The organism is Brevundimonas sp. Leaf168 (assembly GCF_001423685.1).
In the GTDB taxonomy this organism is placed as follows: domain Bacteria; phylum Pseudomonadota; class Alphaproteobacteria; order Caulobacterales; family Caulobacteraceae; genus Brevundimonas; species Brevundimonas vesicularis_C.
In genome coordinates, this window is record NZ_LMOY01000001.1 from 101207 (window position 1) to 127994 (window position 26788).

At 66.9% G+C, this 26788-nt stretch carries 23 protein-coding genes; 18 read left to right on the forward strand and 5 right to left on the reverse strand.

Annotation, left to right across the window (positions count from 1 at the left end):
- Positions 1-72: 72 nt before the first annotated feature.
- From hisD to ASF81_RS00500, 3 genes are read right to left on the reverse strand one after another with little or no spacing between them, the layout of a single operon-like run.
- The gene (gene hisD / locus ASF81_RS00490; protein ID WP_055803393.1) at positions 73-1380 is read right to left on the reverse strand and encodes a histidinol dehydrogenase; all 1308 of its coding nucleotides are present in this window, start codon (positions 1378-1380) and stop codon (positions 73-75) included.
- On the reverse strand, positions 1380-2261 hold the full coding sequence (gene hisG, locus ASF81_RS00495; protein WP_055752833.1) for an ATP phosphoribosyltransferase: 882 nt from the start codon (positions 2259-2261) through the stop codon (positions 1380-1382). Before hisG ends, hisD begins: the two co-directional genes overlap by 1 nt.
- A gap of 10 nt (positions 2262-2271) precedes the next feature.
- Positions 2272-2562: a YerC/YecD family TrpR-related protein gene (locus tag ASF81_RS00500; protein WP_017504407.1), complete on the reverse strand. Its 291-nt coding sequence runs from the start codon at positions 2560-2562 to the stop codon at positions 2272-2274.
- An 80-nt stretch (positions 2563-2642) separates the two neighbouring features.
- Here ASF81_RS00500 and ASF81_RS00505 point away from each other — a divergent pair, with 80 nt between their 5' ends.
- From ASF81_RS00505 to ASF81_RS00560, 12 genes are all read left to right on the forward strand, one after another.
- Positions 2643-3851 carry an NAD(P)/FAD-dependent oxidoreductase gene (locus ASF81_RS00505; RefSeq protein ID WP_055803396.1) on the forward strand — a complete coding sequence of 403 codons (1209 nt, stop codon included), beginning with the start codon at positions 2643-2645 and terminating at the stop codon, positions 3849-3851.
- Between the two features lie 80 nt (positions 3852-3931).
- Positions 3932-5353 (forward strand): circularly permuted type 2 ATP-grasp protein, encoded by a 1422-nt coding sequence (locus tag ASF81_RS00510; RefSeq protein WP_017504409.1) that lies wholly within the window; start codon positions 3932-3934, stop codon positions 5351-5353.
- A complete protein-coding gene (locus ASF81_RS00515) occupies positions 5353-6291 on the forward strand; it encodes an alpha-E domain-containing protein (protein WP_039244207.1) in 939 nt (312 codons plus the stop codon). The genes ASF81_RS00510 and ASF81_RS00515 overlap by 1 nt, the downstream gene beginning before the upstream one ends.
- A gap of 2 nt (positions 6292-6293) precedes the next feature.
- Positions 6294-7136, forward strand: a complete 843-nt coding sequence (locus ASF81_RS00520) for a transglutaminase family protein (RefSeq protein WP_055803401.1) — start codon at positions 6294-6296, stop codon at positions 7134-7136.
- Between the two features lie 61 nt (positions 7137-7197).
- Positions 7198-7983: a hypothetical protein gene (locus ASF81_RS00525; protein WP_055752837.1), complete on the forward strand. Its 786-nt coding sequence runs from the start codon at positions 7198-7200 to the stop codon at positions 7981-7983.
- A gap of 95 nt (positions 7984-8078) precedes the next feature.
- On the forward strand, positions 8079-10439 hold the full coding sequence (locus ASF81_RS00530; protein WP_055803405.1) for a TonB-dependent siderophore receptor: 2361 nt from the start codon (positions 8079-8081) through the stop codon (positions 10437-10439).
- A gap of 75 nt (positions 10440-10514) precedes the next feature.
- Positions 10515-11201, forward strand: a complete 687-nt coding sequence (locus ASF81_RS00535; protein WP_055803408.1) for a Fe2+-dependent dioxygenase — start codon at positions 10515-10517, stop codon at positions 11199-11201.
- A gap of 67 nt (positions 11202-11268) precedes the next feature.
- Positions 11269-11946 carry a PepSY-associated TM helix domain-containing protein gene (locus ASF81_RS00540; protein ID WP_082503386.1) on the forward strand — a complete coding sequence of 226 codons (678 nt, stop codon included), beginning with the start codon at positions 11269-11271 and terminating at the stop codon, positions 11944-11946.
- Between the two features lie 11 nt (positions 11947-11957).
- Positions 11958-12470, forward strand: a complete 513-nt coding sequence (locus ASF81_RS00545) for a DUF2271 domain-containing protein (RefSeq protein ID WP_055752840.1) — start codon at positions 11958-11960, stop codon at positions 12468-12470.
- A gap of 11 nt (positions 12471-12481) precedes the next feature.
- On the forward strand, positions 12482-13282 hold the full coding sequence (locus tag ASF81_RS00550) for a DUF4198 domain-containing protein (protein ID WP_200932826.1): 801 nt from the start codon (positions 12482-12484) through the stop codon (positions 13280-13282).
- A 10-nt stretch (positions 13283-13292) separates the two neighbouring features.
- Positions 13293-14399: an FAD:protein FMN transferase gene (locus tag ASF81_RS00555; protein WP_082503387.1), complete on the forward strand. Its 1107-nt coding sequence runs from the start codon at positions 13293-13295 to the stop codon at positions 14397-14399.
- Positions 14396-15760 carry a sulfite reductase subunit alpha gene (locus ASF81_RS00560; protein ID WP_055803416.1) on the forward strand — a complete coding sequence of 455 codons (1365 nt, stop codon included), beginning with the start codon at positions 14396-14398 and terminating at the stop codon, positions 15758-15760. The genes ASF81_RS00555 and ASF81_RS00560 overlap by 4 nt, the downstream gene beginning before the upstream one ends.
- Before the next feature lie 22 nt (positions 15761-15782).
- On the opposite strand, the gene murC is transcribed toward ASF81_RS00560, so the two are convergent.
- Positions 15783-17180 (reverse strand): UDP-N-acetylmuramate--L-alanine ligase, encoded by a 1398-nt coding sequence (gene murC, locus ASF81_RS00565; protein WP_055803419.1) that lies wholly within the window; start codon positions 17178-17180, stop codon positions 15783-15785.
- A 63-nt stretch (positions 17181-17243) separates the two neighbouring features.
- On the opposite strand from murC, the gene ASF81_RS00570 reads away from it, so the two are divergent.
- The 6 genes from ASF81_RS00570 (at position 17244) to ligD (ending at position 25857) form a co-directional block, all read left to right on the forward strand.
- Entirely contained in the window at positions 17244-18086 is an 843-nt protein-coding gene (locus ASF81_RS00570; protein WP_055803423.1) for an LD-carboxypeptidase, read from the forward strand.
- A 265-nt stretch (positions 18087-18351) separates the two neighbouring features.
- Positions 18352-20211, forward strand: a complete 1860-nt coding sequence (gene dnaG, locus ASF81_RS00575; protein WP_055803426.1) for a DNA primase — start codon at positions 18352-18354, stop codon at positions 20209-20211.
- Positions 20212-20285: 74 nt separating this feature from the next.
- On the forward strand, positions 20286-22232 hold the full coding sequence (gene rpoD / locus ASF81_RS00580; protein ID WP_055752847.1) for an RNA polymerase sigma factor RpoD: 1947 nt from the start codon (positions 20286-20288) through the stop codon (positions 22230-22232).
- A gap of 49 nt (positions 22233-22281) precedes the next feature.
- Positions 22282-22461, forward strand: coding sequence for a DUF2256 domain-containing protein (locus tag ASF81_RS00585; RefSeq protein WP_017504429.1), 180 nt, complete (start codon positions 22282-22284; stop codon positions 22459-22461).
- Positions 22462-22517: 56 nt separating this feature from the next.
- A complete protein-coding gene (locus ASF81_RS00590) occupies positions 22518-23261 on the forward strand; it encodes an extensin family protein (protein ID WP_055803429.1) in 744 nt (247 codons plus the stop codon).
- 34 nt (positions 23262-23295) lie between these two features.
- Positions 23296-25857: a DNA ligase D gene (gene ligD, locus ASF81_RS00595; RefSeq protein WP_055803432.1), complete on the forward strand. Its 2562-nt coding sequence runs from the start codon at positions 23296-23298 to the stop codon at positions 25855-25857.
- Here ligD and ASF81_RS00600 read toward each other — a convergent pair.
- The gene (locus ASF81_RS00600; RefSeq protein ID WP_055803435.1) at positions 25854-26735 is read right to left on the reverse strand and encodes a Ku protein; all 882 of its coding nucleotides are present in this window, start codon (positions 26733-26735) and stop codon (positions 25854-25856) included. The two genes, ligD and ASF81_RS00600, sit on opposite strands and share 4 nt — an antisense overlap.
- Positions 26736-26788 lie beyond the last annotated feature (53 nt).

Here is a 26788-nt window from a genome sequence, read left to right on the forward strand (position 1 = left end):
CTGGGGTCGCCCCCTCCACCGCTTCGCGGTCCCCCTCCCCCGCGTTGCAGGGGAGGATCAGACTGATCACCCTCATCCCTCGCTCCTCAGGTCGGCGGCGCGGGCGTGGGCTTCGAGGCCTTCCATCCGGGCCAGGCGGGCGGCGATGGGAGCAAGCGCGCGGGCGCCGGCCTCGGACACCAGCTGGACCGACATCGTGGTCATGAAGCTGGCGGTTGTGACGCCGCCCAGGGTGCGGGCGCCGCCGTCGGTCGGCAGGACGTGGCTGGGGCCTGCGGCGTAGTCGCCCAGGGTCTCGGCGGCGAAACGCCCGACGAAGACGGCCCCGGCGGCCTTGATGGAGTCCACCAGGGGTTCGGGATCGTCGATCTGGATCGCCAGGTGTTCGGGGCCATACAGATTGGCGACCTCTGCGGCGGCGTCGAGGTCGCGGACCAGGATGGCGCGGGCTTCGTTCAGAGAGGCGCGGGCGATGGCTTCGCGGGGCAGGGTTGCGACCTGCACCTCCACCTCGCTCAGGATGTAGTCGATGGTGGCGCGGCTGGTGGAGACCAGCAGAACCTGCGCATCCGCATCGTGCTCGGCCTGGCTGAGCAGGTCGGCGGCGGCGATCTCGGGCGCGGCGTCGCGATCGACGATGACCATCAACTCCGACGGGCCGGCCGGCATGTCGACGGCGGGACCGCCGGGCAGGGCGCTCGCCTGCTTCTTGGCCTCGGCCACATAGGCGTTGCCGGGTCCGAACAGCTTGTCGCAGGCGGGGATGACACCGTCTTCCAACTCGACGCCGAAGGTCAGGGCGGCGATGGCCTGGGCGCCGCCCATCAACCAGATGGCGTCCAACTCCGCCTCTGCGGCGGCCAGGATCATGGCGGGGTGGATGCCGCCATCCTTGTTCGGTGGCGTCACGGCGACGCGCTGGCCCACGCCCGCGACGCCGGCCGGAATGGCCAACATCAGCAGCGAAGAAAACAGCGGCGCGGTGCCGCCGGGAATGTAGAGGCCGGCCGAGGCGATGGGACGCCAGGCCAGTTTGGACCGCACGCCGGGCGTCGTCTCGATAAAGGGGGTGTCCTCGGGCCGGGTCGCCTGGTGGAAGACGCGCACATTGTCGGCCGCCATGCGCAGGGCGCGCACGTCGCCGGGCGGCAGAGCGTTGCGCGCCTCGGCCACAGTCTCGGGCGTGATGGCGATGCGACGGGGCGGCGCCTTGTCCAGCTTCAGGCACCAATCGGTTACGGCCGCGCCGCCGCGCTGGCGCACGTCGTCCAGGATGGTGCGCACGACCTCGGTCACGTCGCCGGCGGTGCGTTGGGCCGGGCGGGCCAGGGCGGCCGTTTTGCCGGCCGCGTCGAGGGAAGACCAGTCGATGCGCTTCATCACATCATCTTCTCGATCGGCAGGACCAGAATGGCCGAGGCGCCGGCGGCCTTCAGCTTCTCGAGCGTCTCCCAGAAGACGGCCTCCTGGCAGACGGCGTGGACGGCGACCGCGTCGTCGCGACCCATCAAGGGCATGACGGTGGGCGAGCCGGCGCCGGGCAGGATGGCGGTGATCTCGTCCAGGGCCGAGCGCGGGGCGTTCAGCATGACGTATTTGGCGCCTTGCGAGGACACCACGCCCGCCATCCGCTCGATGACGCTGTCCAACAGCTGCTGCAAGGCGGGCTCGGGCGCCACGGGCGACTGGATCAGCACGGCCTGGCTTTCCAGAACCGTATCCTTGGCCCCCAGGCCGTTGGCCTCCAGCGTCGCGCCGGTCGAAACCAGGTCGCAGATGGCGGCGGCCAGTTTCAGCCGGGGGGCGACCTCGACGGCCCCGCGCATCACGACGATGTCGGCCTTGACCCCGCGTTCGTCGAGGAAGCGGCGCAGAATCTTGGGATAGGAGGTGGCGATGCGCAGACCGTCCAGCGAGGCCGGACCGTCATAGGCAAGCGTCGGCGGCGTGGCGATCTTGAGCGTGCATCGACCGAATCCCAGCGGCATGACGATCGAGGCGTTCGGCCCGCCGTTGCGACCTTCCTCCAGCACGTTCTCGCCGACGATGCCCAGGTCGCACACGCCGTCCGCCACGAAGGTGGGGATGTCGTCGTCGCGGACGCGCAGCAGGTCGATCGGATAGTTCTCGACCCGGTACAGCAGGTCGTTGTGACCCTTGACCCATTTAAGGCCCGCGTCGCGGATCAGGTCGAGGCTGCGATCGGCCAGACGGCCGGATTTCTGGACGGCGATGCGAAGCCGGCCCTGCACGGTGCTCATATTCGGATACTCAGTTCTTGTTCTTCAGGCGGTCCAGGGCGAGGCGATAGCCCTGATGCGGCATGTCTTTCAGATAGCGGGCGACGCGGACGACGGTTGTGGGGCTGGCATGGGCCTCTGCGGCGATCTCGCGATAGGATTTGCCGCCGGCGTCGAGCAGGCGCGCGACCTGCCAGCGCTCGGAGAAGGCGCGCAGTTCCGCAGGCGTGCAAAGATCGGCCAGAAAGGCGTCGATCTCGGCGCGCGTCTGCATCGACAGCAAGGCGTCATGCAGGTCGTCACGGGCGGGCGGGGTCGTCATGTGCGTTCCACTATGCTGTAACGGTGGAACGGTCAAGGGGGGAGGAGACAGATCGTGCATGGCGCACTATCTGCGTCTTTATGACCAAGGTTCTCATCATCGGCGCCGGGCACGCGGGCGGCTCCGTCGCGGCGTTCCTGCGGCAGTATGGGCATGAAGGCCCCATTGTGCTGGCGGGCGAGGAGGATGCGCCGCCGTATCAGCGGCCTCCATTGTCCAAGGCCTGGCTGAAGGGAGAGGCGGATCTGGAGGCGCTGCTGCTGCGGCCTCTGAGTTTCTACGCCGAGCAGAACATCGACTTCCGACCCTCGATGGTCGCCGTGGCGGTGGACCCCGCAGCGAAGACGGTAGCCTTCCACGATGGGTCGTCGGAAACCTACGACATTCTTGTGCTGGCGACCGGTTCGATGGCGCGCAAGCTGCCGGTTCCGGGCGGGGACCATCCCGATCTGCTGGAACTCCGCACGATGAAGGACGCCGAGCGACTGAAGGCTGTCCTCGGGCCCCGCAAGCGTCTGGCGGTGGTCGGCGGCGGCTATGTGGGGCTGGAGGCGACGGCGTCGGCGCGGGCCCTGGGCGCCGAGGCGGTGGTGATCGAGCGGGCGCCGCGCGTGCTGGCGCGGGTGGCGTCGGAGACCCTGTCGGCCTTCTTTACCGCCCAGCATCGGGCGCATGGGGTCGAGATCCTGACCGACGCTGAGGTGGTCGCCGTGGCCGGCGACGGCGTGAGCTTGGCCGACGGATCGGTGGTGTCGGCGGATGCGGTGTTGGTTGGGGTCGGCGCCCTGGCGTGCGACTCCCTGGCGCGGTCGGCCGGCCTGACCTGCGACGACGGCGTGGTGGTGGACGCCGAGGCGCGCACCAGCGATCCGGCGATCTTCGCCATCGGCGACATGACGCGACGACCCATTCCGGTCCACGGCGGCGTGCATCATCGGCTAGAGAGCGTGCCCAACGCCCTGGAGCAGGCCAAACAGGCGGCCGCCGCCATCGTCGGACGGGCCGGACCGACGCCCGAGGTTCCGTGGTTCTGGTCCGATCAATATGACTTCAAGCTGCAGATCGCCGGACTGCCGTTCGACGCCGAACGACAGGCGGTGCGTGGCGACCCGACGGCGTCGGGCTTTGCGGTCTTCCATCTGAACGGCGACCGCATCGTCTGCGTCGAGGCCGTCAACGCTCCGCCCGAGTTCATGGCCGGTAAACAGTTGATCGCCAAGGCGACGCCTGTGGACGTGGACAAGCTGGCCGATCCGGCGGTGTCGATGAAGGCGGTGGCCGTCGGATAAGGCGTCGCCGCAGTGCGACAAAACTGTTGCGCTTTACGTTCGTGACCGTTCAAGCTGCGACTTCAACGCGGCGGGGGCGGATGACGAGAGCTTTCGACGAAATGAATGGCGGCGGATCGGGTGCGATCCGCGACAGCTACAAGACGCTGGCGGCGTGGCTGGAAAACGCGCCGGCCGATCTGCTACAAGCGCGCTCGCGCCAGGCGGAGCTGTTCTTCCGTCGCATGGGCGTGACCTTCGCCGTCTATGGCGACGAGGAATCCAACGAGCGGCTGATCCCCTTCGATGTCGTGCCGCGCATCATCGGCGCGGACGAATGGGGCGGTCTGGAAAAGGGGCTGAAGCAGCGGGTCACCGCCATCAACGCCTTCCTGAAAGACATTTATGGGCCGCAGGACTGCATCAAGGCGGGCATCGTCCCGGCCGATCTGATCCTGACCAATCCGCATTATCGGCCGGAGATGCAGGGGCGTCGTCCGCCGGGCGACGTCTGGTGCCATATCTCGGGCGTCGATCTGGTGCGCACGGGCGAGGACGGCTTCTATGTTCTCGAAGACAACTGCCGCACGCCGTCGGGCGTCTCCTATATGCTGGAGAACCGCGAGATGATGATGCGGCTGTTCCCCGACCTATTCGCGGAACACGCCGTGCGTCCCGTCGAGATCTACACCGACATGCTGCTGCGCTCGCTGCAGGCCTCAGCGCCGGCAGGGGCGGGGGCGGATCCGACCATCGTCGTGCTGACGCCCGGCCCCTTCAACTCGGCCTACTATGAGCACAGCTTCCTGGCCGACAAGCTGGGTGTCGAGCTGGTTCAGGGCACGGACCTGTTCGTCAATGACGACACCGTCTTCATGCGCACGACCGAGGGGCCCAAGCGCGTCGATGTCATCTATCGCCGTATCGACGACGACTTCCTCGACCCCCTGACCTTCATGCCCAACTCTACCATTGGGGTGCCGGGGCTGATGTCGGCCTATTTCGCGGGACGAGTCACCTTGGCCAATGCGGTCGGGACGGGCGTGGCCGACGACAAGGCCGTCTATACCTACATGCCCGAGATCATCCGCTTCTTCACGGGTGAGGATGCGATCCTGCAGAACGTGCCGACCTGGCGCTGTCGCGAGCCGGACGCCCTGAAGGAAGTGCTGGATAAGCTTCCGGAACTGGTGGTCAAGGAAGTCGGCGGATCGGGCGGCTACGGCATGCTGGTCGGGCCGACCTCGACAAAGGCCGAGATCGAGGATTTCCGCGCCAAGCTGATCGCCGATCCCGACGACTTCATCGCCCAGCCGACGCTGAGCCTGTCGACGGCTCCGACGCTGAACGGCGGCGCCCTGTCACCCCGCCACGTCGATCTCAGGCCGTTCGTCCTGTCCAGCCCGGCCGGCGTGCGCGTCGCGCCCGGCGGCCTGACGCGGGTGGCGCTGAAGGAAGGGTCGCTGGTGGTGAACTCCAGCCAGGGCGGCGGAACCAAGGATACCTGGGTGCTGGACAACTGATGCTTTCACGCACCGCAGACAGCCTCTATTGGACCGGCCGCTATATGGAGCGGGCGGACTTCCTCGCCCGCATTCTGGAGGCGGCGATCCGTCTCGCCGCCCTGCCGGCGAAAGATCAGGCCGCCGTGACCGCCTGGGCCGGGGCCATCGCCTCGTCGGGGGTCAAGGCCGGCTTTGATGCGACCGGACGCACCGTGTCGGAAAAGTCCGTGCGAGAATATCTGGCCTTCGGCTTCGACAATCCGACCTCGATCAAGGCCTGCATCACCAAGGCGCGGACCAACGCGCGCTCGGTGCGCACCGCCCTGACCATCGAACTGTGGGAGGCGATCAACGGCGCCTGGAACGGTCTGAACGAGTTGGGCGAACCGACCAAGCGCGACGACTTCACCAACTTCCTCGACTTCGTGAAATCGACGTCCCTGGCGGTCGAAGGCGCCTCGTCGCGGACCATGCTGCGCAACGACGCCTACTGGTTCTTGCGACTGGGCATGGCGATCGAGCGGGCCGACAACACCGCACGCCTGCTGGACGTTAAATATCACCTGCTGCTGCCGCCCGGCGAACGGGTGGGGGGGCAACTGGACTACTTCCAGTGGACGACCCTTCTGCGCGAGGTTTCGGCATTGACCGCCTATCGCTGGGTTTACCGCGAAAGCGTGCGGCCTTGGCTGGTGGCGGACCTGCTGGTGCTGAACCGCCAGATGCCGCGCTCGCTGGCCTCATGTCAGGGCATGATCGTCAGCTATCTGGAGAAGCTGGCGACCGACTACGGTCGGCGCGGCCCCGCGCAACGGCTGGCCTCCAATCGCCTCAGCCAGTTTAACGAGGCCAAGATCGAGGACATCTTCCAGTCCGGCCTGCACGAATACATTCAGGGCTTCCTGAACGAGAACAACGCCCTGGCCGCGGCCGTCCACGAACAGTATCTGGTCTGACCATGCGGATCCGGATCGATCATTCCACCCGCTACGCCTACGCCCGGCCCGCGCGGTTCATCGTCCAGATGCTGCGCCTGACGCCCAAGTCGTGTGAGAGCCAGCAGGTCCGCGACTGGCGGATCGAAACCGATGTGGACGCCCGGCTGCGGCGCAGCGAGGACGCGTTCGGCAACATCGTTCACAGCCTCTACACCGAGCGGCCGACCGACGCCCTGACCATCCGCGTCACCGGCGAGGTCTCGACCGTCGAGACGGGCGGCGTCGTGAAAGGGCAGGCCGAACGCCTGTCGCCCATCGTCTATCTGCGCGACACCCCGATGACCAAGGCCGACGCCGGTATCGTCGATTTCGCCCGCTCCATTCCTGAGGGCGCGACGCTGGGCCGGATGCATCGGTTGATGAGCGCGCTGAAGGATACAGTGGCGTTCGAGGTCGGCTCGACCTCCGCCTCCCACACCGCCGCCGACGCCTTTGCCCAGAAGCGCGGCGTCTGTCAGGACCATTCGCAGATCTTCATCTCGGCCGCGCGCCTGCTGGGGGTGCCGGCGCGCTATGTTTCGGGCCACCTCAGCCGTCAGGACGGACGCCACGATCAGGACGCCGCCCATGCCTGGGCCGAGGCCTGGGTCGAGAATCTGGGCTGGGTCGGGTTCGATCCGGCCAACGGCATCTGTCCGACCGAACACTATGTCCGGGTCGCGGTCGGCCTGGACGCGCGCGGGGCCACCCCGATCCGAGGCACGAGCTATGGCGGCGGCCAGGAGCAACTGACCGTCGCCCTGAATGTGCGGCCGGTGCAACAGAGCCAGCAACAACTGCAATCCAGTGGATGGCCCCGATAGGCATGACGCGCGAATCTGTTAGCGTCTGGGGATTCGCAACGCGGGGAGCGAATAGAGCGAAGTGACCTATTGCGTAGGCATGCTGGTGGACGACGGGTTGGCGATGATCGCCGACACGCGCACCAATGCGGGCGTGGACAACATCTCGTCCTATCGCAAACTGCACATCTACAAGTCGCCGGGCGAGCGCATACTGGCGGTCGCGACGGCGGGCAATCTGTCGGTCACTCAGACGGCGCTGGCCATGGTCGCAGCCGGGGTCAAGCTGCCGGACTCCACCGAGCTTGAGACGCTCCAGACCGCCCCGACCCTGTTCCGCGCCGCCCAGCTTCTGGGTCATGCGATGGCCAGCGTGCGCGCCAGCATCAATACGCCGCCGACGCCGACCGCCGACGGGCTGAACGTCACCGCCTCCATGCTGCTGGGCGGTCAGATCGCCGGCGGCAAGATGGGGCTGTATCTGATCTACGGCCAAGGCAACTTCATCGAATGCGGGCCGGATACGCCCTATCTGCAGATCGGCGAGCTGAAATACGGCAAGCCCATTCTGGATCGCGCCCTGCACAGCTCCACCTCCTTGTCCGAGGCGGTGAAGCTGGGGCTGATCTCGTTCGATTCGACCATCCGCTCGAACATCGCCGTCGGCCCGCCGCTGGACCTGATCGTCATGCCGCGCGACCAGCTGACGGGCACGGCGCGGCGCATCGAAGCGGATGATCCCTACTTCCGCGACCTAGGTCGGCGCTGGTCCGAAGCCCTGGCCGCCGCTCACCGCGCCATGCCCGATCCGACCTGGCTGGATATCGACACGTCGGCGCCTCAGAGGAGCATCAGCGCCGTCGGCTAATTAAGATTGCGATTTGTTCGCAATTGTCTTGTGCCTTCCTGTGGAGCTGGTTATTGCGAGCGCATCGCAAAATCAGACCAAAAGGTCGCAAGAGTATGTCCGAATCCCGCGCCGCCGCGCTCCGCTCGCTTCTATTCGCCTCCAGCGCCGCCGGCATGCTGGTCGCCGCCCCGGCCTTCGCCGCTGACGTGGCCGCCGAGGAAGGCGTGGTCGTCACGGCCGACCAGTCCCAGCCCGCCAATCTGGGCACGATTGACGTCAACGGTCAGTTCAAGAAGCCGGCCCCCGTCAGCCCCGAGTTCGTCGCGCCTCTGGTGGACACGCCGCGCGCCGTCACGGTCATCCCGCAGGCCATCATCGAACAGACCTCGGCCTCGTCCTTGCAGGACCTGCTGTCCAATTCCCCCGGAATCACCTTCGGGGCAGGCGAGGGCGGTCAGCCCTTGGCCGATCGTCCCTTCATCCGGGGTCAGTCGTCGGGCAACAACATCTTCGTGGACGGCATCCGCGATACGGGCGGCCAACAGCGCGAGGTCTTCAACCTGGAGCAGGTCGAGGTCATCAAGGGGCCGGACGCCGTCTACTCGGGACGCGGCTCGGGCGGCGGCAGCATCAATCTGGCCTCAAAATCGCCCAAGCTGAACGCCTTCACCAATGTCAGCGCGGGCGCGGGCGCCGACGGCTATTTGCGCGGCACGGTCGATGCGAACCTGCCGCTGGGCGAGACCGCCGCTCTGCGCATCAACTTGATGGGCGCCCAGGGCGACGTGCCTGGCCGCGACGCCGTCGACTACGACAAATGGGGTGCGGCCATCAGCCTGGGCGCCGGCCTGGGCACGCCGTCGTCGATGGTCTTCAGCTACTATCACCTGACCAGCGACCAGATGCCCGACTACGGCATTCCGCTGTTCACCAAGATCCAGTCGCGCACCACCGACAGCGGCGTTCTGGATGTGCCCTATGACAGCTTCTATGGGCTGAAGGCGCGCGACTATCTGACCAATGAGGTGGATACCTTCACCTTCAAGGCCGAGCATCGCCTCAACGATTTCGCCACGATCCGCAACGTCAGCCGCTATTCGCAGACACTGAACGACTACATCGTCACCAATCCCGGCGACGGCGGCTATGTCGGACGCGCGGCGGACGGGACCTACTGGATGAAGCGGGGCACCAAGACCCGCTGGAACCCGGTCACCACCCTGGCCAATGTGACGGATGTCTTCGGCCAATTCGCCACCGGTTCGATCAAACACAGCTATGACGTCGGCGTGGAGCTTTCGCGCGAGCACAACAGGAACGCCTCCTATTCGACCTACACCACTTCGGGCTCGGCCTGTCCGACGGGCCTGACGCCGGTGTCGGGGACCTATCCGACTGCCACTGGCAATTCGGGCGCCGGCGATTGCACCCCGGTCTACAATCCAAATTCCGACGACGCCTGGACCGGCGTGATCAACCGTGGCCCGACCAGCTCGAATACGACCGAGGCCATCGGCGTCTATGCGAACGACAGCATCACCCTGACCGAGCGACTGATCCTGAACCTGGGCGTTCGCTGGGACCAGTATTCGGTCAAGGGCGTGAATGCGACCGCGACCCAGTCGGCCGGCGTCTGGACCACGACGGGCTATACGGCCGTTCCGGAACAGACCTGGAAGTTCACCAACTATCAGGTCGGTCTGGTGTTCAAGCCGACGCAGAACAGCAGCGTCTATGCGTCCTGGTCCACTTCTTCGACGCCGCCGACCATTTCGGCGGGCGACCAGAACGCCTCGGGCGGCTTGGGCACGGTCGATGGCGTCGCCAACACCGTTCTGGATCCGGAAGACACCGAAAGCTTCGAGGTCGGCGCCAAGGCCAATGTCTTGAACGACCGTCTCGCCCTGTCGGCGGCGGCCTTCCACCTGACACGCAAGAACGCCCTGATCCTGGTCGAGCCCAACATCTTCCGTCAGGAAGGCGAGGTCGAGGTCAACGGCTTCGAGCTGGGCGTGTCCGGCAGCATCACGCCGAAATGGACCGTGTTCGGCGGCTATACCTACATGGACTCCGAACTGACCAAGGCGGCTGTTGTCGTGTCGGGCACGCCGCCGGTCGCCAGCGTCAATCCGCTGCAAGGCCTGCCGCTCGCCAACACGCCCAAGCACAGCGCCAGTCTGTTCACCACCTATCGCGTCTTGCCCCGGCTGACGGTCGGCGGCGGCGTCTACTACACGTCCAAATCTCTGGGCGGGAACCAGGGCGGCGCGGGCGGCGGGAACAACCGCATCTATGCGCCCGAATGGACCCGCGTGGACGCCTTCGCCGCCTATGATCTGACGGATCGCGCGACGCTTCAGCTGAACGTCAAGAATGCGACGGACGAGGACTACATCATGCGCACCAATGGTGTTCACCACGCCGACGTGGCCGCAGGTCGCCAGGCCATCCTGGCCCTGAACCTGCGCTTCTAAAGGCCGTTTTCACGGCCTAGTCTGACGGCCCCGCGATCCCCCGCGGGGCCGTTTCGTCTTTCAGCGAGAACGCCCGTGCTGCTGCAGATTCCGGAAGTCTTCTCCAAGGCCGAGGTCAAGGCTTTGCGCGCGCGGCTGGACGCCGGGCCGTGGGCGGACGGCAACGCCACCTCGGGCCATCAATCGGCGACGGCGAAGAAAAACCTGCAACTGCCCGAAGAGTCGGACGTGGCGAAGGAGGTCTCCGCCCTGGTCGTCCAGGCGCTGAACGCCAATCCGATGTTTGTGGCTGCGGCCCTGCCGCACACGATCTTTCCGCCCCTGTTCAACCGCTACGAAGGCGGGGGTGAGTTCGGCCTGCACGTCGACAACGCCATCCGCCAGTCCCGCACCGGCGGGGCGATTCGCATTCGCAGCGACCTGTCGGCGACCCTTTTTCTGTCCGAGCCCGAGGACTACGATGGTGGCGAACTGATCATCGAGGAGATGTACGGGTCGCAGGCGATCAAGCTGCCGGCTGGCGATCTGGTCCTCTATCCGTCCAAGAGCCTGCACCGCGTCACGCCGGTGACGCGCGGGGCGCGGGTGTCGTCCTTCATGTGGATGCAGAGCCTGGTCCGCGACGACGCCGATCGTGAAACCCTGTTCCGTCTGGACATCGCCACCCAGCGCGTGGCGACCGAGAGGGGACCGAAGGATCAGGCGGTGATCGAACTGACCGGCGTCTATCACAATCTTCTGCGGCGCTGGACCGAGGTCTGACGCCCAAGGCGCCACGACGTCGCTAAATGCTATTGCAACCCGTTCGCAACAATGGCACAGCGACCTCGTGACCGAACTCGCCACACAGCGTCAGGCCGAAACCGCAGCCAAGGGCCCCAAACCCAAGGCGGCGCTGAACGGCGCACGGTCGTTCTGGCTGAAGCAGCTGCATAGCTGGCACTGGATTTCCGCGGCGGTCAGCCTCGTCGGCATGATCCTGTTCGCGGTCACCGGCATCACCCTGAACCACGCGGCCTCAATCCCCGGAAATCCGGTGACGGTCGAACAGACCGCGACCTTGCCGACGCCCCTGTTGCAGCGGCTGGCGAGCTTTCCGCAGGAGACGACCGATCCTGTCCCCGACGCTGTCGCGCGCTGGGCGTCCGAGGCGCTGAAGGTTGAGATCGCCGACAAGCCGACCGAGACGACGGCGGAAGAGGTCTATGTCGCCCTGGCCATGCCCGGCGGCGACGGCTGGGTCACCATCGACCGTTCGACCGGCGAGACCCTGCACGAGAAGACGACGCGCGGCTGGATCGCCTACCTCAACGACCTGCACAAGGGTCGCAACGCCGGCGTGGTCTGGTTCTGGTTCATCGACGTCTTCGCGGCGGCCTGCGTCATCTTCGCCGTCACGGGCCTGGGTCTGATGTTCCTGCACGCCAAGGGTCGGCCCTCGACCTGGCCGCTGGCGGCGCTGGGCCTGCTCATCCCCGTGGTTATCGCCCTGATCTTCATTCACTGACGAGTTTTCCGATGCGCCTTCTTCCCGTCGTCATCACCACCGTTGGCCTGGCGGCCGCCGCTGCGCCCGCCATGGCCGCCGACCTGACGGTGTCGGTCGAGATTCCGCGTCTGAACACCGCCTCCTATCATCGCCCCTATGTCGCGGTGTGGATCGAAAAGCCGGACCAGTCGGCCGAACGCACCCTGGCCGTCTGGTATCAGCAGACCCGCAACAACGAGGGCGACGGCAAGGATTGGCTGAAGGATCTGCGCACCTGGTGGCGCAAGGGCGGTCGGGCCATGAGCCTGCCGGCCGACGGCGTATCCGGCGCCACACGCGCGCCGGGTCGCCAGACCGTCACCGTACCCGCTGCCCGCCTGCGCAACCTTCAGCCCGGCCAGTACAACATCGTCGTCGAGGCGGCGCGCGAACTGGGCGGACGCGAAGTCGTGCGCGTGCCGTTCCGCTGGGGCGCGGCCAACACCGGCGCCGGAACCGGCTCCACCGAACTGGGCGCCGTGCGCGTCGCCGTCTCTCGCTGAGGATCATGACCATGAAGAAGACGATCGCCCTGCTGACGCTGGCCGCAGCGCTGGCCGCCCCCATGGCCGCCCAGGCCCACCGCGCCTGGCTGGCGCCCACCGCCACGACCCTGTCGGGCACGGACGCCTGGGTCGGATTCGACGCCGGCATGTCGAACCAGGTGTTCAACCCCGATCACGCCGCCATGCGCCTGACCGGCCTGACCATCACCGCGCCGGACGGCTCGGCGGTCCAGCCTGAGAACGCCATGCAGGGCCGCTACCGCTCGACCTTCGACGCCCATCTGACCCAGAACGGCACCTACAAGGTCGCCAACGTCATGAACGGAGTGATGGCCAGCTACACCCTGAACGGCGAACAGAAGCGCTGGCGCGGCGCGGCCTCGGACTATCCGGCGGGCCTGCCCGAGGGCGCGACCAATGTTCAGGCGACCCGCACCGCCAGCCGCATCGAGACCTTCGTTACCCTGAACAACCCCTCCGACACCGTCTTCAAGACGACCGGCGAGGGGCTTGAGCTGGTTCCCGTCACCCACCCGAACGACCTGGTGGTGGGCGAGCCCGCCACCTTCAAACTGCTGAACAACGGTCAGCCGGCGGCGGACATCGACGTCACCGTGGCGCGCGGTGGTCTGCGCTATCGCGACGACCCCGAAGAATCGACGCTCAAGACCAACGCCGAGGGCGCCTTCACCATCACCTGGCCAGAAGCGGGCATGTATTGGCTGAACGCCTCGGTCCGCACCGAAGGCCAGGGTGAAACGCTGGGTTCCAACGCCAGCTATGTGGCGGCGATGGAAGTCCTGCCCTAAGCGAAGGGCCATGTCCGACATTCCCCCTTCGCGCGGTTCGCGCGCCGCCCCGCCCACGGTCAATATCGGCGACGCCGCCCCTCTGGGCGACCGCGCCGACAACCGCGTCCTCGTGCCCGCGATCGAAGGCGCGCCGCCCCGTCCGCCCAGTGACCTGATCCGTTCGCTGGGCGGCCAGACCATGGGCACGACCTGGAGCGCGCGCGTCATCGCCCCGCCAGGCGTGGGCGAGGCCGAGATCCGGTCTGCGATCGAAGAGGAACTGGCGACCGTCGTCGGCCTGTTCAGCCCGTGGGAGCCGTCCAGCGAAATCAGCCGCTTCAATACCGCGCCGGCCGGCGTCTGGGCGGTGTCCCAGCCGTTCTGGGATCTGCTGGATGCGGCGATGACCCTGGGCGACGAGACCAACGGCGCGGTCGATCCGACCCTGGGCGCCTTGGTCGATCTGTGGGGATTCGGCCCGCCCGGACCGCGTTCGGCCTTGCTGCCCGTCCCGGCCGAAGACGAGATCGCCGCGGCTGCGGTCGTGTCGGGATGGCAGAAGCTGCGGCTGAACGGCGAGGCGCGCGCGGTCATGCAGATGGGCGGGATGAAGCTGGACTTCTCCGGCATCGCCAAGGGTCATGCGGTGGACCGCGTGTCCGACCGCCTGATGGCCATGGGCGCGACCTCCCACCTGATCGAGATCGGCGGCGAGCTGAAGGGGCGCGGCGTCAAGCCGGACGCCCAGCCGTGGTGGGTCGAGATCGAGCGGGTCGAGGGTTCGCCCGCGCCCCACACCGTGGCGGCCCTGTTCGATCTGGCCGTGGCGACCAGCGGCGACTATCGCCGCGCGTTCCGCCATGAGGGGCGCCTGTATCCCCACACCATCGACGGATCGACCGGTCGGCCGGTAAGCAACAATCTGAGTTCGGTCACCGTCCTGCACCCCTCGGCCATGATGGCCGACGCCTACGCCACGGCCCTGACCGTCATGGGACCGTTCGACGGACCGGACTACGCCGAGGCCGTCGGCCTGATGGCCCATTTCGTCGAACGCACCGAGCGCGGCCCGGTCGAGCGGATGTCGCCGGCTTTCGCCGCTCTGCTCGACGACGACGGAGATCGTCCGGGGTGACAGCCGATCCGCAGCGCTGGCTGTGGGCGGTCGGGGCCTTGGCGCTTTGGCTGGCCCTGATCGCCGTCATTGTCTGGCGGGAGCGCAGAGCCAATGCGGCAGCCCGCGCGCAGTCTGATGCTCTGGCGGGCGCAGGCGAGGGACGGCCGCTGCTGATCGCCTTCGCCAGCCAGACGGGCTTCGCCGAGGAACTGGCGTGGATGACGGCGCGCGCCTTAAGCGATGGCGGCGTGGGCGCGCGGGTGCTGTCCTTCGCTGATCTGGATGTGCAGACCCTGAAGGCGACGGACCGGGCGCTGCTGATCGTCTCGACGACCGGCGAGGGCGATCCGCCCGACAGCGCCGCCCGGTTCGTGCGCCAGGTCATGGGCGAGGCGACGGAGCTGTCGGGATTACGCTTCGGTCTGCTGGCGTTGGGCGACCGCAGCTATGACCAGTTCTGCGGCTTCGGCCATGCGGTCGACGGCTGGCTGCGACGCGCGGGCGCCGAACCCCTCTTCGACATGGTCGAGGTCGATAACGGTGAGGCCGGCGCCATCCGCCACTGGCAGCACCAGCTGAACCAGATCACCGGCAGCGTGACGGCCCCCGACTGGACCCCGCCTGCCTACGATCCCTGGCGGCTGGTCGAACGCACAATGGTCAATCCGGGCAGTCCCGGCGGCGAGGCCTATCATCTGGCGTTCGAGGCCGTAGGCGCGACGCCCGACTGGTCGGCCGGCGACATCGCCGAGGTCGGCCTGCCTGAGCGTGATGGCGTCACGCCGGGTTCGCGCGAATATTCCATCGCCTCCCTGCCGTCGGACGGCCGGGTCGAGTTCCTGATCCGACTGATGCGCCATCCTGACGGCGCGCCGGGCCTGGCCTCGGGCTGGCTGACGCAAGACCTGTCGCTCGGCGGCGAGATCGGGATGCGGCTGCGCACGAACCGCAGCTTCCACGGCCCGGCGGACGAGACGCCGATGATCCTGATCGGCAACGGCACGGGCATCGCCGGGCTGCGCGCGCACCTGAAGGCGCGCACCGACACGGGCGGGGCCTGGCTGCTGTTCGGTGAACGCACCCAGGCGCACGACGCCTTCTTCGACGCCGAGCTACAGGGCTGGCTGGCGTCGGGCGTTCTGCGGCGACTGGACCGGTCGTTTTCGCGCGACGCGGGCGACGGGCGGTATGTGCAGGATCTGGTCGCGGCAGCGGCTAGCGACCTGCGCGATTGGGTCGAACGCGGGGCGGCGATCTATGTCTGCGGCAGCCTGGAAGGGATGTCGCAAGGCGTGCATGCCGCGTTGGAAAATACGCTAGGCGCGGACGTGATGCTGACGATGCTGGAAGACGGCCGCTACCGCCGCGATGTATACTGAACCCCGTCTTTGCCGATGGGGGTTAGCGGCCTAGTCGCCCCAACAGTTCCGCCGCGAAGCTCGAAAGCGTGTCGTCGCGCGCGCCCATGACGATGATGCGGTCGCCCGGCTTGGCGATCTCGACGATCCGGTCGCCGCAGTCGGCGCGCGTCGGCAACGCCTCCGCCTGACGGCCGGCGGCGCGGACGCCGGAGGCGATGTCTTCCGATCCCACGCTGCGGTCGGTGGTGCCGCCGTAATAGACCGGCTCGGGCATCAGCAGCACGTCGTCCTCGCGCATCAGGCCGGCGAAACCGTCGATGAACTCCGAGTTCATCAGCTTCAGCGGCCCGAACCCATGTGGCTGGAACAGGATCAGCAGCCGACCGTCGAAGGCGTGCAGGGTCTTCAGCGTGGCCGCGATCTTGTCCGGGTTATGGGCGAAGTCGTCGATGATGGTGATGTCGTTCGCCGTCCCGACGACCTCCATCCGGCGACGGATGCCGGCGAAGGTCTCCAGCGCCTTGACCGCCTCGGCTGTCGGCACGCCCAGCGCCCGGGTCGCGCCCAGCGCGGCCAGGGCATTGGCGACATTGTGGGCGCCGGGCACGTTCAGGACCACGTCGTGTTCGCTCCAGCCCTCGATCAGCCGGAACCGCATGCCCGTCGGCAGCGGCTGAAGATCATGGGCGGAAAGGTCGGCCTTCTCTTCGCCCAGGCCGAAGGTGATCGCCTTGCCGGCCGGCAGCGTCTGGGCCAGCGCCGCCGTCTCGGGGTTGTCGAGATTCAACACGGCCGTCGTCGCCCGCGCGGTGAAGCCGCCGAACAGCTCGCGCAGCTCCTCCATCGACTTGTGGTCCAGCGAGATGTTGGACACCACCGCCACAGTCGGATCGTAGCGGGCGATGGAGCCGTCGCTTTCGTCCACCTCCGACACGAACACGTCCGGCCCGCCGATCAGGGCGCTGGCGAACGGATGGTCGGCGTCGGCGAAGTTCTTCATCACCGCCCCGTTCATGACGGTCGGCTCGCGGCCCGTCTGATGCAGGATCCAGGCGATCATGCCGGTGATGGTGGACTTGCCGCTGGTGCCCGCGACCCCGACCGAGGTCGAGGCGGCGTTGAAGAGTTCGCTGAGCAACTCGGGCCGGGTCTTGATCGTCGCGCCCGCGCGCTTGGCCGCGCCGATGTCGGGCACCGTCTCCTCGATGGCGCCGGTAGCGATGACGGTCTGATCCGCGCGGGTCACGCCCGATCCGTCTTGGGGGTGCAGGGTCACGCCGTGGGCGCGCAGCCAGTCGAACTTCTCGGGCGTGCGGCCCTGGTCCAGCGCCCGGTCCGACCCTTCGATCACGGCGCCGCGCGCCTGGACGATCATGGCCAGGGGCAGCATGCCCGACCCGCCGATGCCGCAGAAGAAATAGGAGGCGTCTTGGTTCATGCCCCCTTAGAACAGGGGATCGAGCCGGTCCGCCAGTAGGGGATCGCAAAAACGACGAAGAAGATGGACGTGACCACCAATAGCTTCAAGATCGGCGTCGTCTGCGCCAGTTCGCGCTTCGCCAAAGAGCGGGCCGAGGCGGTCGAGGCCTGGATGGCGCAGAACCATCCCGACCGCGATGTCGCCGTAGTCTTCCACCCCGCCTGTTTCCTGAAACACGGCCATTTCGCCGGCGACGACCGGGCGCGCGCCGATGCCTTCGTCGAGTTCGCCAACGATCCCCGCATCGACGCCATCTGGTTCGCACGCGGCGGATACGGCTCCTGTCGCATCGCCGATGCGGTGATCCCGCGCCTGGACGCCGTCGCCCGCAAGAAGCGCTACATGGGCTATTCCGACGCCGGCAGCCTGTTGGCCGGAATGTACAAGGCCGGGTTCAAGCATCTGGCGCACGGACCGATGGCCTCGGATTCGGTGCGCGACGACGCAACCGCGCGCGGCGCCCTGTCCTGGCTGACCACCGGACGCACCGACTGGATCGAGCCGTCGCTGGCGACCGATCCGCGCCCGGCCGTCGCCTTCAACCTGACCATCCTGAACGAACTGACCGGCACGCCGCTTGAGCCCGATCTGTCCGACCACGTCCTGATGTTGGAGGAGGTGTCCGAGGCCGCCTACCGGATCGACAGAATGATGTTTCACTTGACCAGCCAGGCCAGCATCCGACGTGTGGCCGGGATTCGCCTGGGACGGGTCTTGGACGTCACGCCAAACGATCCCGATTTTGGTCAGACTCCGGAGGAAATCGTTCGGTACTGGTGCCTGCGTTCGGGCATACCCTTCCTGGGAAGCGCCGATATCGGGCATGACGCCGCCAATAAGGTCGTCCCCTTCGGTCGCCCGTAAGGCGAACGACGCGCGACGAAAAGGACACAGTCTCGCCTCTATTCGCTATGGCGGAGCTGCCCGCCTCTCGACAGAACGCCGGTCCTGACTTCAGATGCCGGTCCGCGAGGCGTTAGGACTTCGTTAGCCAAGGCGTTGGGGGACGCTGCGGTTTGCGCCTTCTGCGATGCGGCGGTTCGTTCGGATATCGGGGGATGCCCGGACGAGCCGCCTGATCGTCTTCCCATCCATCGACGTTGACGCCCGCAGGGCTTAAGGATCGCTGGTGCGTTTCGACGAGAGATTCATCGATGAACTGAAGGCCCGCCTTCGGCCGTCCGACGTGATCGGGCGGACGGTGAAGCTGAAACGTCAGGGGCGGGAATACGTCGGCCTGTCGCCCTTCTCGAAGGAGAAGTCGCCGTCCTTCTTCGTCAACGACGACAAGGGCTTCTTCCACGACTTCTCGTCCGGCAAGCATGGCGACATCATCTCCTTCCTGCAGGAAACCGAGCGGCTGAGTTTCGTCGAGGCGGTGCAGCGTCTGGCGGGCGAGGCGGGGATGCAGCTTCCCGCCGAAGACCCCAAGGAGGCCGAGCGCGAGCAGAAGCGGGCGGGTCTGTCGGACTGGATGGACTTGGCCCAGAAATGGTTCGCCGCCAATCTGCGCCGCACGCCGGGCAAGGCGGCGCGCGAATACCTGGACAAGCGCGGGCTGCCCGAGGATCAGTGGGAGCGGTTCGGCCTGGGCTATGCGCCCAACGACCGCGAGGGGCTGAAGCAGGCCTTGGTCCAGCGCGGCGCCAAGCCCGCCGAATTGGTCGAGGCCGGGCTGCTGATCTCGCCCGAAAGCGGCGGCCAGCCCTATGATCGCTTCCGCGACCGGCTGATGTTCCCGATCCTGGATGCGCGCGGCCGGATCGTCAGCTTCGGCGGCCGGGCCATGAACCCCGACGACCGGGCGAAATATCTGAACGGCCCGGAAAGCCCGCTGTTTCACAAGGGCGCGACCCTGTATGGCCTGCCCGAGGCGCGGCGGATTCTGGGCGCGGAATCCAAGAACGACCAGGCCATCATCGTGGTCGAAGGCTATATGGACGTCATCGCCTGCCAGCGCGCGGGCCTGCCGGCCGTGGCGCCAATGGGCACGGCCCTGACCGAGGAGCAGATGGAACGGCTGTGGCGCGTGTCGCACGAGCCGATCCTTTGCTTCGACGGCGATGCGGCGGGACTGCGCGCCGCCTATCGCGCCATCGAACGGTCGCTGCCGCTGCTGAAGCCAGGGCGCTCTTTCCGGTTTGCCCTGCTGGGGGCCGGTCAGGATCCCGACGACATTCTGCGCGACAAGGGCGCGCCCGCGCTGCGTCAGGCCCTGGCCGAAACCCATGGGTTCGCCGAGGTGCTGTTCCGCCGCGAACAGGATCTGGAGCTGCTGGACACGCCGGAGCGCAAGGCGGGCTTCAAGGCGCGGCTGAGAAACACCGCCTCGGCCATCCAGGACAAGGATCTGGCCGAACAATACCGCCGCGACCTGTTCGACCGTTTCGACGCCTTGTTCCCCCGCAGCCCCCAACGCGCGCCCTGGACGCCGGGGCAGGGCAAACGCGGTTTCGGCCCGCCGCCCAAACTGGGTCAGACGGCGGAGGGGGCCCAGGCGATGCAGTCGCTGTTTCGCGCCATCGAGCCGGTGCCGGCCGCTCTGGCCCACGGCGCCATCGACGACCCCGAACGGATGGACGACCATCTGGAAGAGATCGCCGCCCACGGATTCGGCGACAAGGGGCTGGATGGACTGGCGCAGGAGCTGGTTCGCCTGCGTCTGTCGGGACATAGCCTTGACTCCGCCGCCCTGCGACGCCATCTGGCGCAATCGGGTCATGATGCCTTAGTGCGCGAGGTCGAGAAGGCGGCGGCAAAGTCCGGCGCGCCATTCCTGGCCGCAAATGCGCCCCTCGCCGAGGCAAGGGTCCGATGGTCGCAGGCGTTCGACGCTTCGACGCGGGTCGCCGCGTTGGAGGACGCCTTGGCCCATGCACGTGATGTGCCTGGGCAGGATGAGGCGTTCCGCCGGCTGAAGGCCGAGCGGGATGCGCTTCGCCGTGCGATCAAAGCCGGGACGATTTGGGAAGACAGCGCGGGCACGTAACCTTACGGCACGCCAAGCATTGTATTTTTCGCCGGGGCGGACTGATCACCCTCTCGGCTGGAGACAGACTGACTATGAACGCACAGACCGAGACGCAGGACACCGAGGTTTCGACCGATGGGCCCCTGCTCGATCTGACGGACGCCGGCGTCAAGAAGTTCATCAAGCAAGCCAAGGCGCGCGGCTATGTGACGATGGAGGAGCTGAACAAGGTCCTGCCGTCCGAAGAAGTCACGCCCGACGCCATTGAAGACACCCTGGCGATGCTGTCCGAAATGGGCGTCAACGTCGTGGAGGCCGAGGAGGACGCGCAGGAGCAGCAGTCCACCGACGTCGCTGCCGCCGCCGGCACCGCCGTGGCCGAAACGCCCGCCAAGTCGGCCTATGACCGCACCGACGACCCTGTGCGCATGTACCTGCGCGAGATGGGTTCGGTCGAACTGCTGAGCCGCGAGGGCGAAATCGCCATCGCCAAGCGGATCGAGGCCGGCCGCGACGCCATGATCTCGGGTCTGTGCGAAAGCGCCCTGACCTTCGAGGCCATCATGGTCTGGCGCGACGAGCTGGAAAACAACCGCATCCTGCTGCGCGAGGTCATCGACCTGGACGCCACCTATGGCGTTTTGAACCCCTCGTCCCTGCCGGGCGCCGCCCAGCCTGAAGGCGAAGAGGAAGAGGAGGCCGAGGAAAAGCCAGCCGCCGAAGACAAGCCTGAGTCCGACGACGACGATGACGACGACTTCGACGACGGCGGCGGCATGTCGATCTCCGCGTTGGAAGCCGAGCTGCGCGACGGGGTTATGGACGTCCTGAACGCCATCGCTGCGGACTTCGGCGCCTTCCGCGCCCTGCAGGACAAGCTGGTTCAGACCCGCCTGAAGGGCGAGGTGCTGAGCGCCAAGGATGAAAAGGCCTATCAGGCGCTGACGACGTCCATCTCGGATCGTCTGAAGACGATGAAGCTGAACAACAACCGCATCGAGGCGCTGGTCGAGCAGCTCTATGCGATCAACAAGCGCCTGATCGGTCTGGAAGGCCGGCTGCTGCGCCTGGCCGACAGCTACGGCATTTCGCGGCCCGAGTTCCTCAAGGCCTATTTTGGCTCGGAGCTGGACCCCACCTGGACCGACCGGATCAAGGACCAGGGCGTGCGCTGGACCAAGTTCAGCGAGAACGAAGCCAGCCAGATCGCGACCATCCGTTCCGACGTCGCCGCCGTGGCGCTGGAAGCCGGCCTGCCGATCGACGACTATCGCCGCATCGTCCAGACTGTGCAGAAGGGCGAACGCGAAGCGCGTCAGGCCAAGAAGGAAATGGTTGAGGCCAACCTGCGCCTCGTGATCTCGATCGCCAAGAAATACACCAACCGCGGCCTGCAGTTCCTGGACCTGATCCAGGAGGGCAACATTGGCCTGATGAAGGCGGTCGACAAGTTCGAGTACCGCCGCGGCTACAAGTTCTCGACCTACGCCACTTGGTGGATCCGTCAGGCGATCACCCGCTCGATCGCCGACCAAGCGCGCACCATCCGCATCCCGGTGCACATGATCGAGACGATCAACAAGATCGTCCGCACCAGCCGCCAGATGCTGCACGAGATCGGCCGCGAGCCGACGCCGGAAGAGCTGGCCGAAAAGCTGGCCATGCCGCTGGAGAAGGTGCGCAAGGTCCTGAAGATCGCCAAGGAGCCGATCAGCCTCGAAACCCCGATCGGTGACGAGGAAGACAGCCACCTGGGCGACTTCATCGAGGACAAGAACGCCGTCTTGCCGATCGACGCCGCCATCCAGTCGAACCTGCGTGAGACCACGACCCGCGTGCTGGCGTCCCTGACGCCGCGTGAGGAGCGGGTCCTACGGATGCGCTTCGGCATCGGCATGAACACGGACCACACGCTGGAAGAAGTCGGCCAGCAGTTCTCGGTGACCCGCGAACGCATCCGTCAGATCGAGGCCAAGGCGCTGCGCAAGCTGAAGCACCCGTCGCGGTCGCGCAAACTGCGGTCCTTCCTGGACAGCTGATACGATCAAGGGCGGCCCCGACGGGCCGCCCTTTTTCTTGGCAGGTGACATGGCTCGAAAGCACGTCAATCTCGGCACGGCGCCGGCCAAGTCCGACCTGCCGCAAAAGCTCTGCGCCGCCTGCGGCCTGCCGTTCGCCTGGCGCAAGAAGTGGGCGCGGGACTGGGATCAGGTGCGGTTCTGTTCGGATCGGTGCCGGGCCAAGGGTGCGTCCGAAGAGCGCCGATAGACGGCTCTCCGCCTCGTGACCACTGCGGCGGCGGGAATCAGCTAAGCGTCGCGACCATGCTCTCTGTGTCGCGCGTCTCTCCCTTTCTCATCGGCCTCGGCGTCCTGCTGATCCTCAGCGGCTGCGTGCGGCGGCCGCCCGAGCCATTGCGGCCGCCATCGCCCTATCCGTCACGCACCGAGGCGCCGCTGGTCGGGGGGCTGGTGGACCGGATGATCGACGGCGGGACCCAGGCCCTGGTCGTGCGCGAAGGTAGCGATCTGGGCCGGTGCCTGGCCGAGTTGAACGCCGCGCGCGTGCGATTCAGTCCTGTGCCGGATCGCCAGAACACCGCGACCTGCGGCCTGCATCAAGGCGGGGTGCTGGGCGCCGACCTGGGGACGGTGGCGCGCATGGCGCCGGGCGATGTGGAGATGACCTGCCAGACCGCGCTGGCGCTGAGCATCTGGCGTCGCCAGTCGCTGGAGCCGGCGGCGCGCGAGATCCTGGGCTCTGACGTCGTGCAGATCGACCACATGGGGGCCTACGCCTGTCGCAATGTGAACAACGGCGTGGGCTCGAACCGCATCAGCGCCCATTCCCAGGCGGCGGCGCTGGACTTCGCCGGGGTCAGGCTGAGGGACGGGCGGCGCATCACCGTGACCAAGGACTGGAACGGCGACACGCCCGAAGCGCGCTTCCTGAAGCGTATCCGCGACGACGCCTGCCGCATCTTCGGCACGACGCTGAGCCCCGACTACAACGCCGTCCACTACGACCACCTGCACCTCGAGGCGACCGACACGCGCTTCTGTCGCTGAGGCAACGCTTTGGCGCGGGGCGGATTACGCCCCTATGCGCGGTGAACTGAAGACCTATCAGGCCAAGCGCCGGTTCGGCGAAACGCCCGAGCCGAAGGGCGCGAAGGGCAAGCGCGCGAAGGGCGGCTTCCGCTATCTGATTCAGCGCCATGCGGCGACGCGGCTACATTATGATTTCCGCATCGAGGCGGACGGGGTGCTGAAATCCTGGGCCGTGACCAAGGCGCCGTCGCGCGACACGGCGGTGAAGCGTCTGGCGGTCGAGGTCGAGGATCATCCGCTGGATTACGGGTCGTTCGAGGGCACGATCCCCGACGGCAACTACGGCGCCGGAACGGTGCAGATGTGGGATGTCGGGACCTGGGAGCCGCAGGAGCCGGACCTGGAGGCGGCTTGGGCCAAGGGTCAGATCAAGATGATCCTTCACGGCGAACGGCTGAAGGGCAAATGGGCGCTGATCCGGCTGAAGAGCGATCGGGGCAAACCCTCCAAACGCAACAACTGGCTGCTGCTGAAGGAGAAGGACGACTTCGCCGTGGCGGGAGAGGGCGATGCGCTGGCCGAAATCGACGCCTCGGTGACGACGGGCCGGTCGCTGGCCGAAATCGCGGACGGAACCAAGGAATGGACGGCGTCCAAGCCGACGGGGCGAAAGGGCCCGGCCAAACCCACGCCCTCGAAAGCGGCGGCGAAGGCCAGGAAGCCGCCGGCCTTCGTGCCGATCCAGTTGTGCAAGGTGACCGGCCATCCGCCGGGCGGTACGGGCTGGGCGCACGAGATCAAGTTCGACGGCTATCGCATCCAGATCGGCGTAGGCGGCGGTCGGGCGGTCTTGCGGACGCGCAAGGGTCTGGACTGGAGCTACAAGTTCTCGGATCTGGCGGCGGATGCGGCGACCTGGCCCGACGCCGTGATCGACGGCGAGCTGTGCGCGCTGGACGACGAACACATGCCGGACTTCGGAGCGTTGCAGGCCGCCATTTCGGACGAGAAGACGGAAGGTCTGGTCTATTTCGCCTTCGACCTGTTGTTCGAGGGGGCGGAGGATCTGCGCAAACTGCCGCTGTCGCATCGCAAGGCGCGGCTGCAGGCCTATGTGGACAGGATCGGAAAGGCGGCCGCAGGGCGGCTGCGCTACGTCGAGCATTTCGCCTCGACCGGCCAAGCGGTGCTGGAGAGCGCCTGTCGCATGGATCTGGAAGGCGTGATCTCCAAGAAACTGGACGCCCCCTACCATGCCGGAAGGTCGTCCACTTGGCTGAAATCCAAATGCCGCGGGCGCGATGAAATCGTGATCGGCGGCTGGTCGTCCGAGGGCGGCACGCGGTTCCGCTCTCTGCTGGTCGGGGTCAGGGAAAAGGGCGGTCTTCGCTATCTGGGAAGGGTCGGGACCGGCTATGCCGAGGCGGTGACGAAGACGCTTGTTCCGGCGCTGAAGGGCGTGGCGGCGGAGAAATCTCCCTTCGCCGGGGCGGGCGCGCCAAAGGCGGCCAAGGACATCCATTGGGTCAATCCGGTGCTGGTCGCCGAGGTCGAGCACGGCGGCTATACCGAATCCGGATCGCTGCGGCAGGCGGCGTTCAAGGGGCTGCGTGAAGACAAGACGGCCGCCGAGGTCACCCAGGCGCCGCAACCGCCTACGGACATGGGCGACGCGAAGAAGACCACGACGACGGTGCGACCAGCCGGGAAGCCCGGCAAGGTGGTCGTGGCGGGCGTGACCATCTCCAGCCCTGACAAGGTGTTGTGGCCCGCCGTCGGCGACCGGCCGGCGATCACCAAGGCCGATCTGGCGCGCTACTACGAGGCGGCGGCCGAGCGGATCCTGCCCCATGTGGCGGACCGGCCGACCTCCATCATCCGCGCGCCCGAGGGGATTGGCGGCGAGACCTTCTTCCAGCGTCACGCCATGGCGGGGTCGAACCCGCGGCTGAAGCTGATCGACGTCAAGGCCCGCACCCCTTACGTCGCCGCCGTCGATGTCGGCGGCCTGGTCGCCATCGCCCAGTCGGGCGGGCTGGAACTGCACCCTTGGGGCTGTGCGCCCGGCCAGCCGGAAATCCCTGAGCAAATCACCTTCGACCTGGATCCGGACAAGGGGCTGAACTTCGCCGACGTTATCGCCGCGTCCAAGGTTGTGAAGGCGAAGATCGAGGCGCTGGGTCTGGCCGCCTTCGTCAAGACGACCGGGGGCAAGGGGCTGCACGTCGTCGCGCCGATCAAGACCGACGCCCGCTCGCGCGTGACCTGGGATCAGAACAAGGCCTTCGCCAAGGCGGTGGCGGAGGCCATCCGCGCCGAGGCGCCGGACCGGTTCACCACTACCCTGGCCAAGAAGGCGCGGGGTGGAAAGATCTTCATCGACTATCTGCGCAACGGGCGAATGGCGACGGCGGTCGCGCCCTGGTCGCCGCGTGCACGGCCGGGCGCGGGGATCGCCGTTCCGCTGTCGTGGGGGCAGGTGAAGACCGGGCTGGACCCCGCCGCATTCAACCTCTGGACCTATGCGGCCTTGCTGAAGAAGCCCGATCCGTGGGCTGATTTCCGCAGCTCGGCGGTCAGTTTGAAATCGGCCCTGAAGGCGATGGGCGTCTAGGCCGCTGTCTTCTTCTTTGCCGCAGCCTTCCTGGGCGCCGCCTTCTTTGCCTGAGCCTTCTTTGCCGGGGCCTTCTTGGCGGCTGGCTTTTTCGTCCCCGTCGCCGACCCTTTCAGGCTGTTCCGCAATGCGGCCATCAGGTCGATGACATTGGTGTCGTCGGGTTCGGCGACATCGACCACGCCCTTGCCGCCCTTGGACTTGGCCTTGATCATCGCGCGCAGGGCGTCGTCGTAGCCGTCCTTGAAGTCTGTCGGGTCGAAGTCCGCCTCCTTCTGACCGATGATGCGCGCGGCGATCTCGACCATGTCGGGATCGGCCTTCACCGTCGGAATGTCGTCGAAATATTCGTCGGAATCGCGCACCTCGTCATGGGCGCGCAGGGTGTAGGCGATCAGCCCCTTGCCCCGGACCTCCAGCGCCAGCTGACGCTCCTTGCCCCGCAGGACCAGCTGACCCAACGCCACCTTGCCCTGTTTCTTCATGGCGTCGCGGATGACGGCGAAGGCTTCGACGCCCGCGCCCTTCTCTGGGACCACGAAGAAGGGATCGTCCCAATACAGCCGGTCGATGTCGTCTTCGTCGACGAACTTGTCGATCGAGATGGTCTTGGTGCTTTCCAGCTTCACCTTGTCGAAGTCGGCGTCGTCGAACAGGACGTATTCGTCCTTGGACACCTCATAGCCGCGCACCAGATCGCTGCGCTCGACCGGCCCGGCGTCCGGGTCGGTCGGCACCATGCGGATGCGATTATTGGTGTCGGGATTGATCAGGTGAAACCGCACGTCGTTCGTGCTGGTCGTCGCCGTGTAGAGGGCCACCGGACAGGTGACCAACGACAGCTTCAGATGTCCTTGCCAGGTGGGGCGGGCGGCCATGTCGATTCTCCTCGATCCCTGACAATGCGTCAGGGCGATTTGCGTTCGAACCG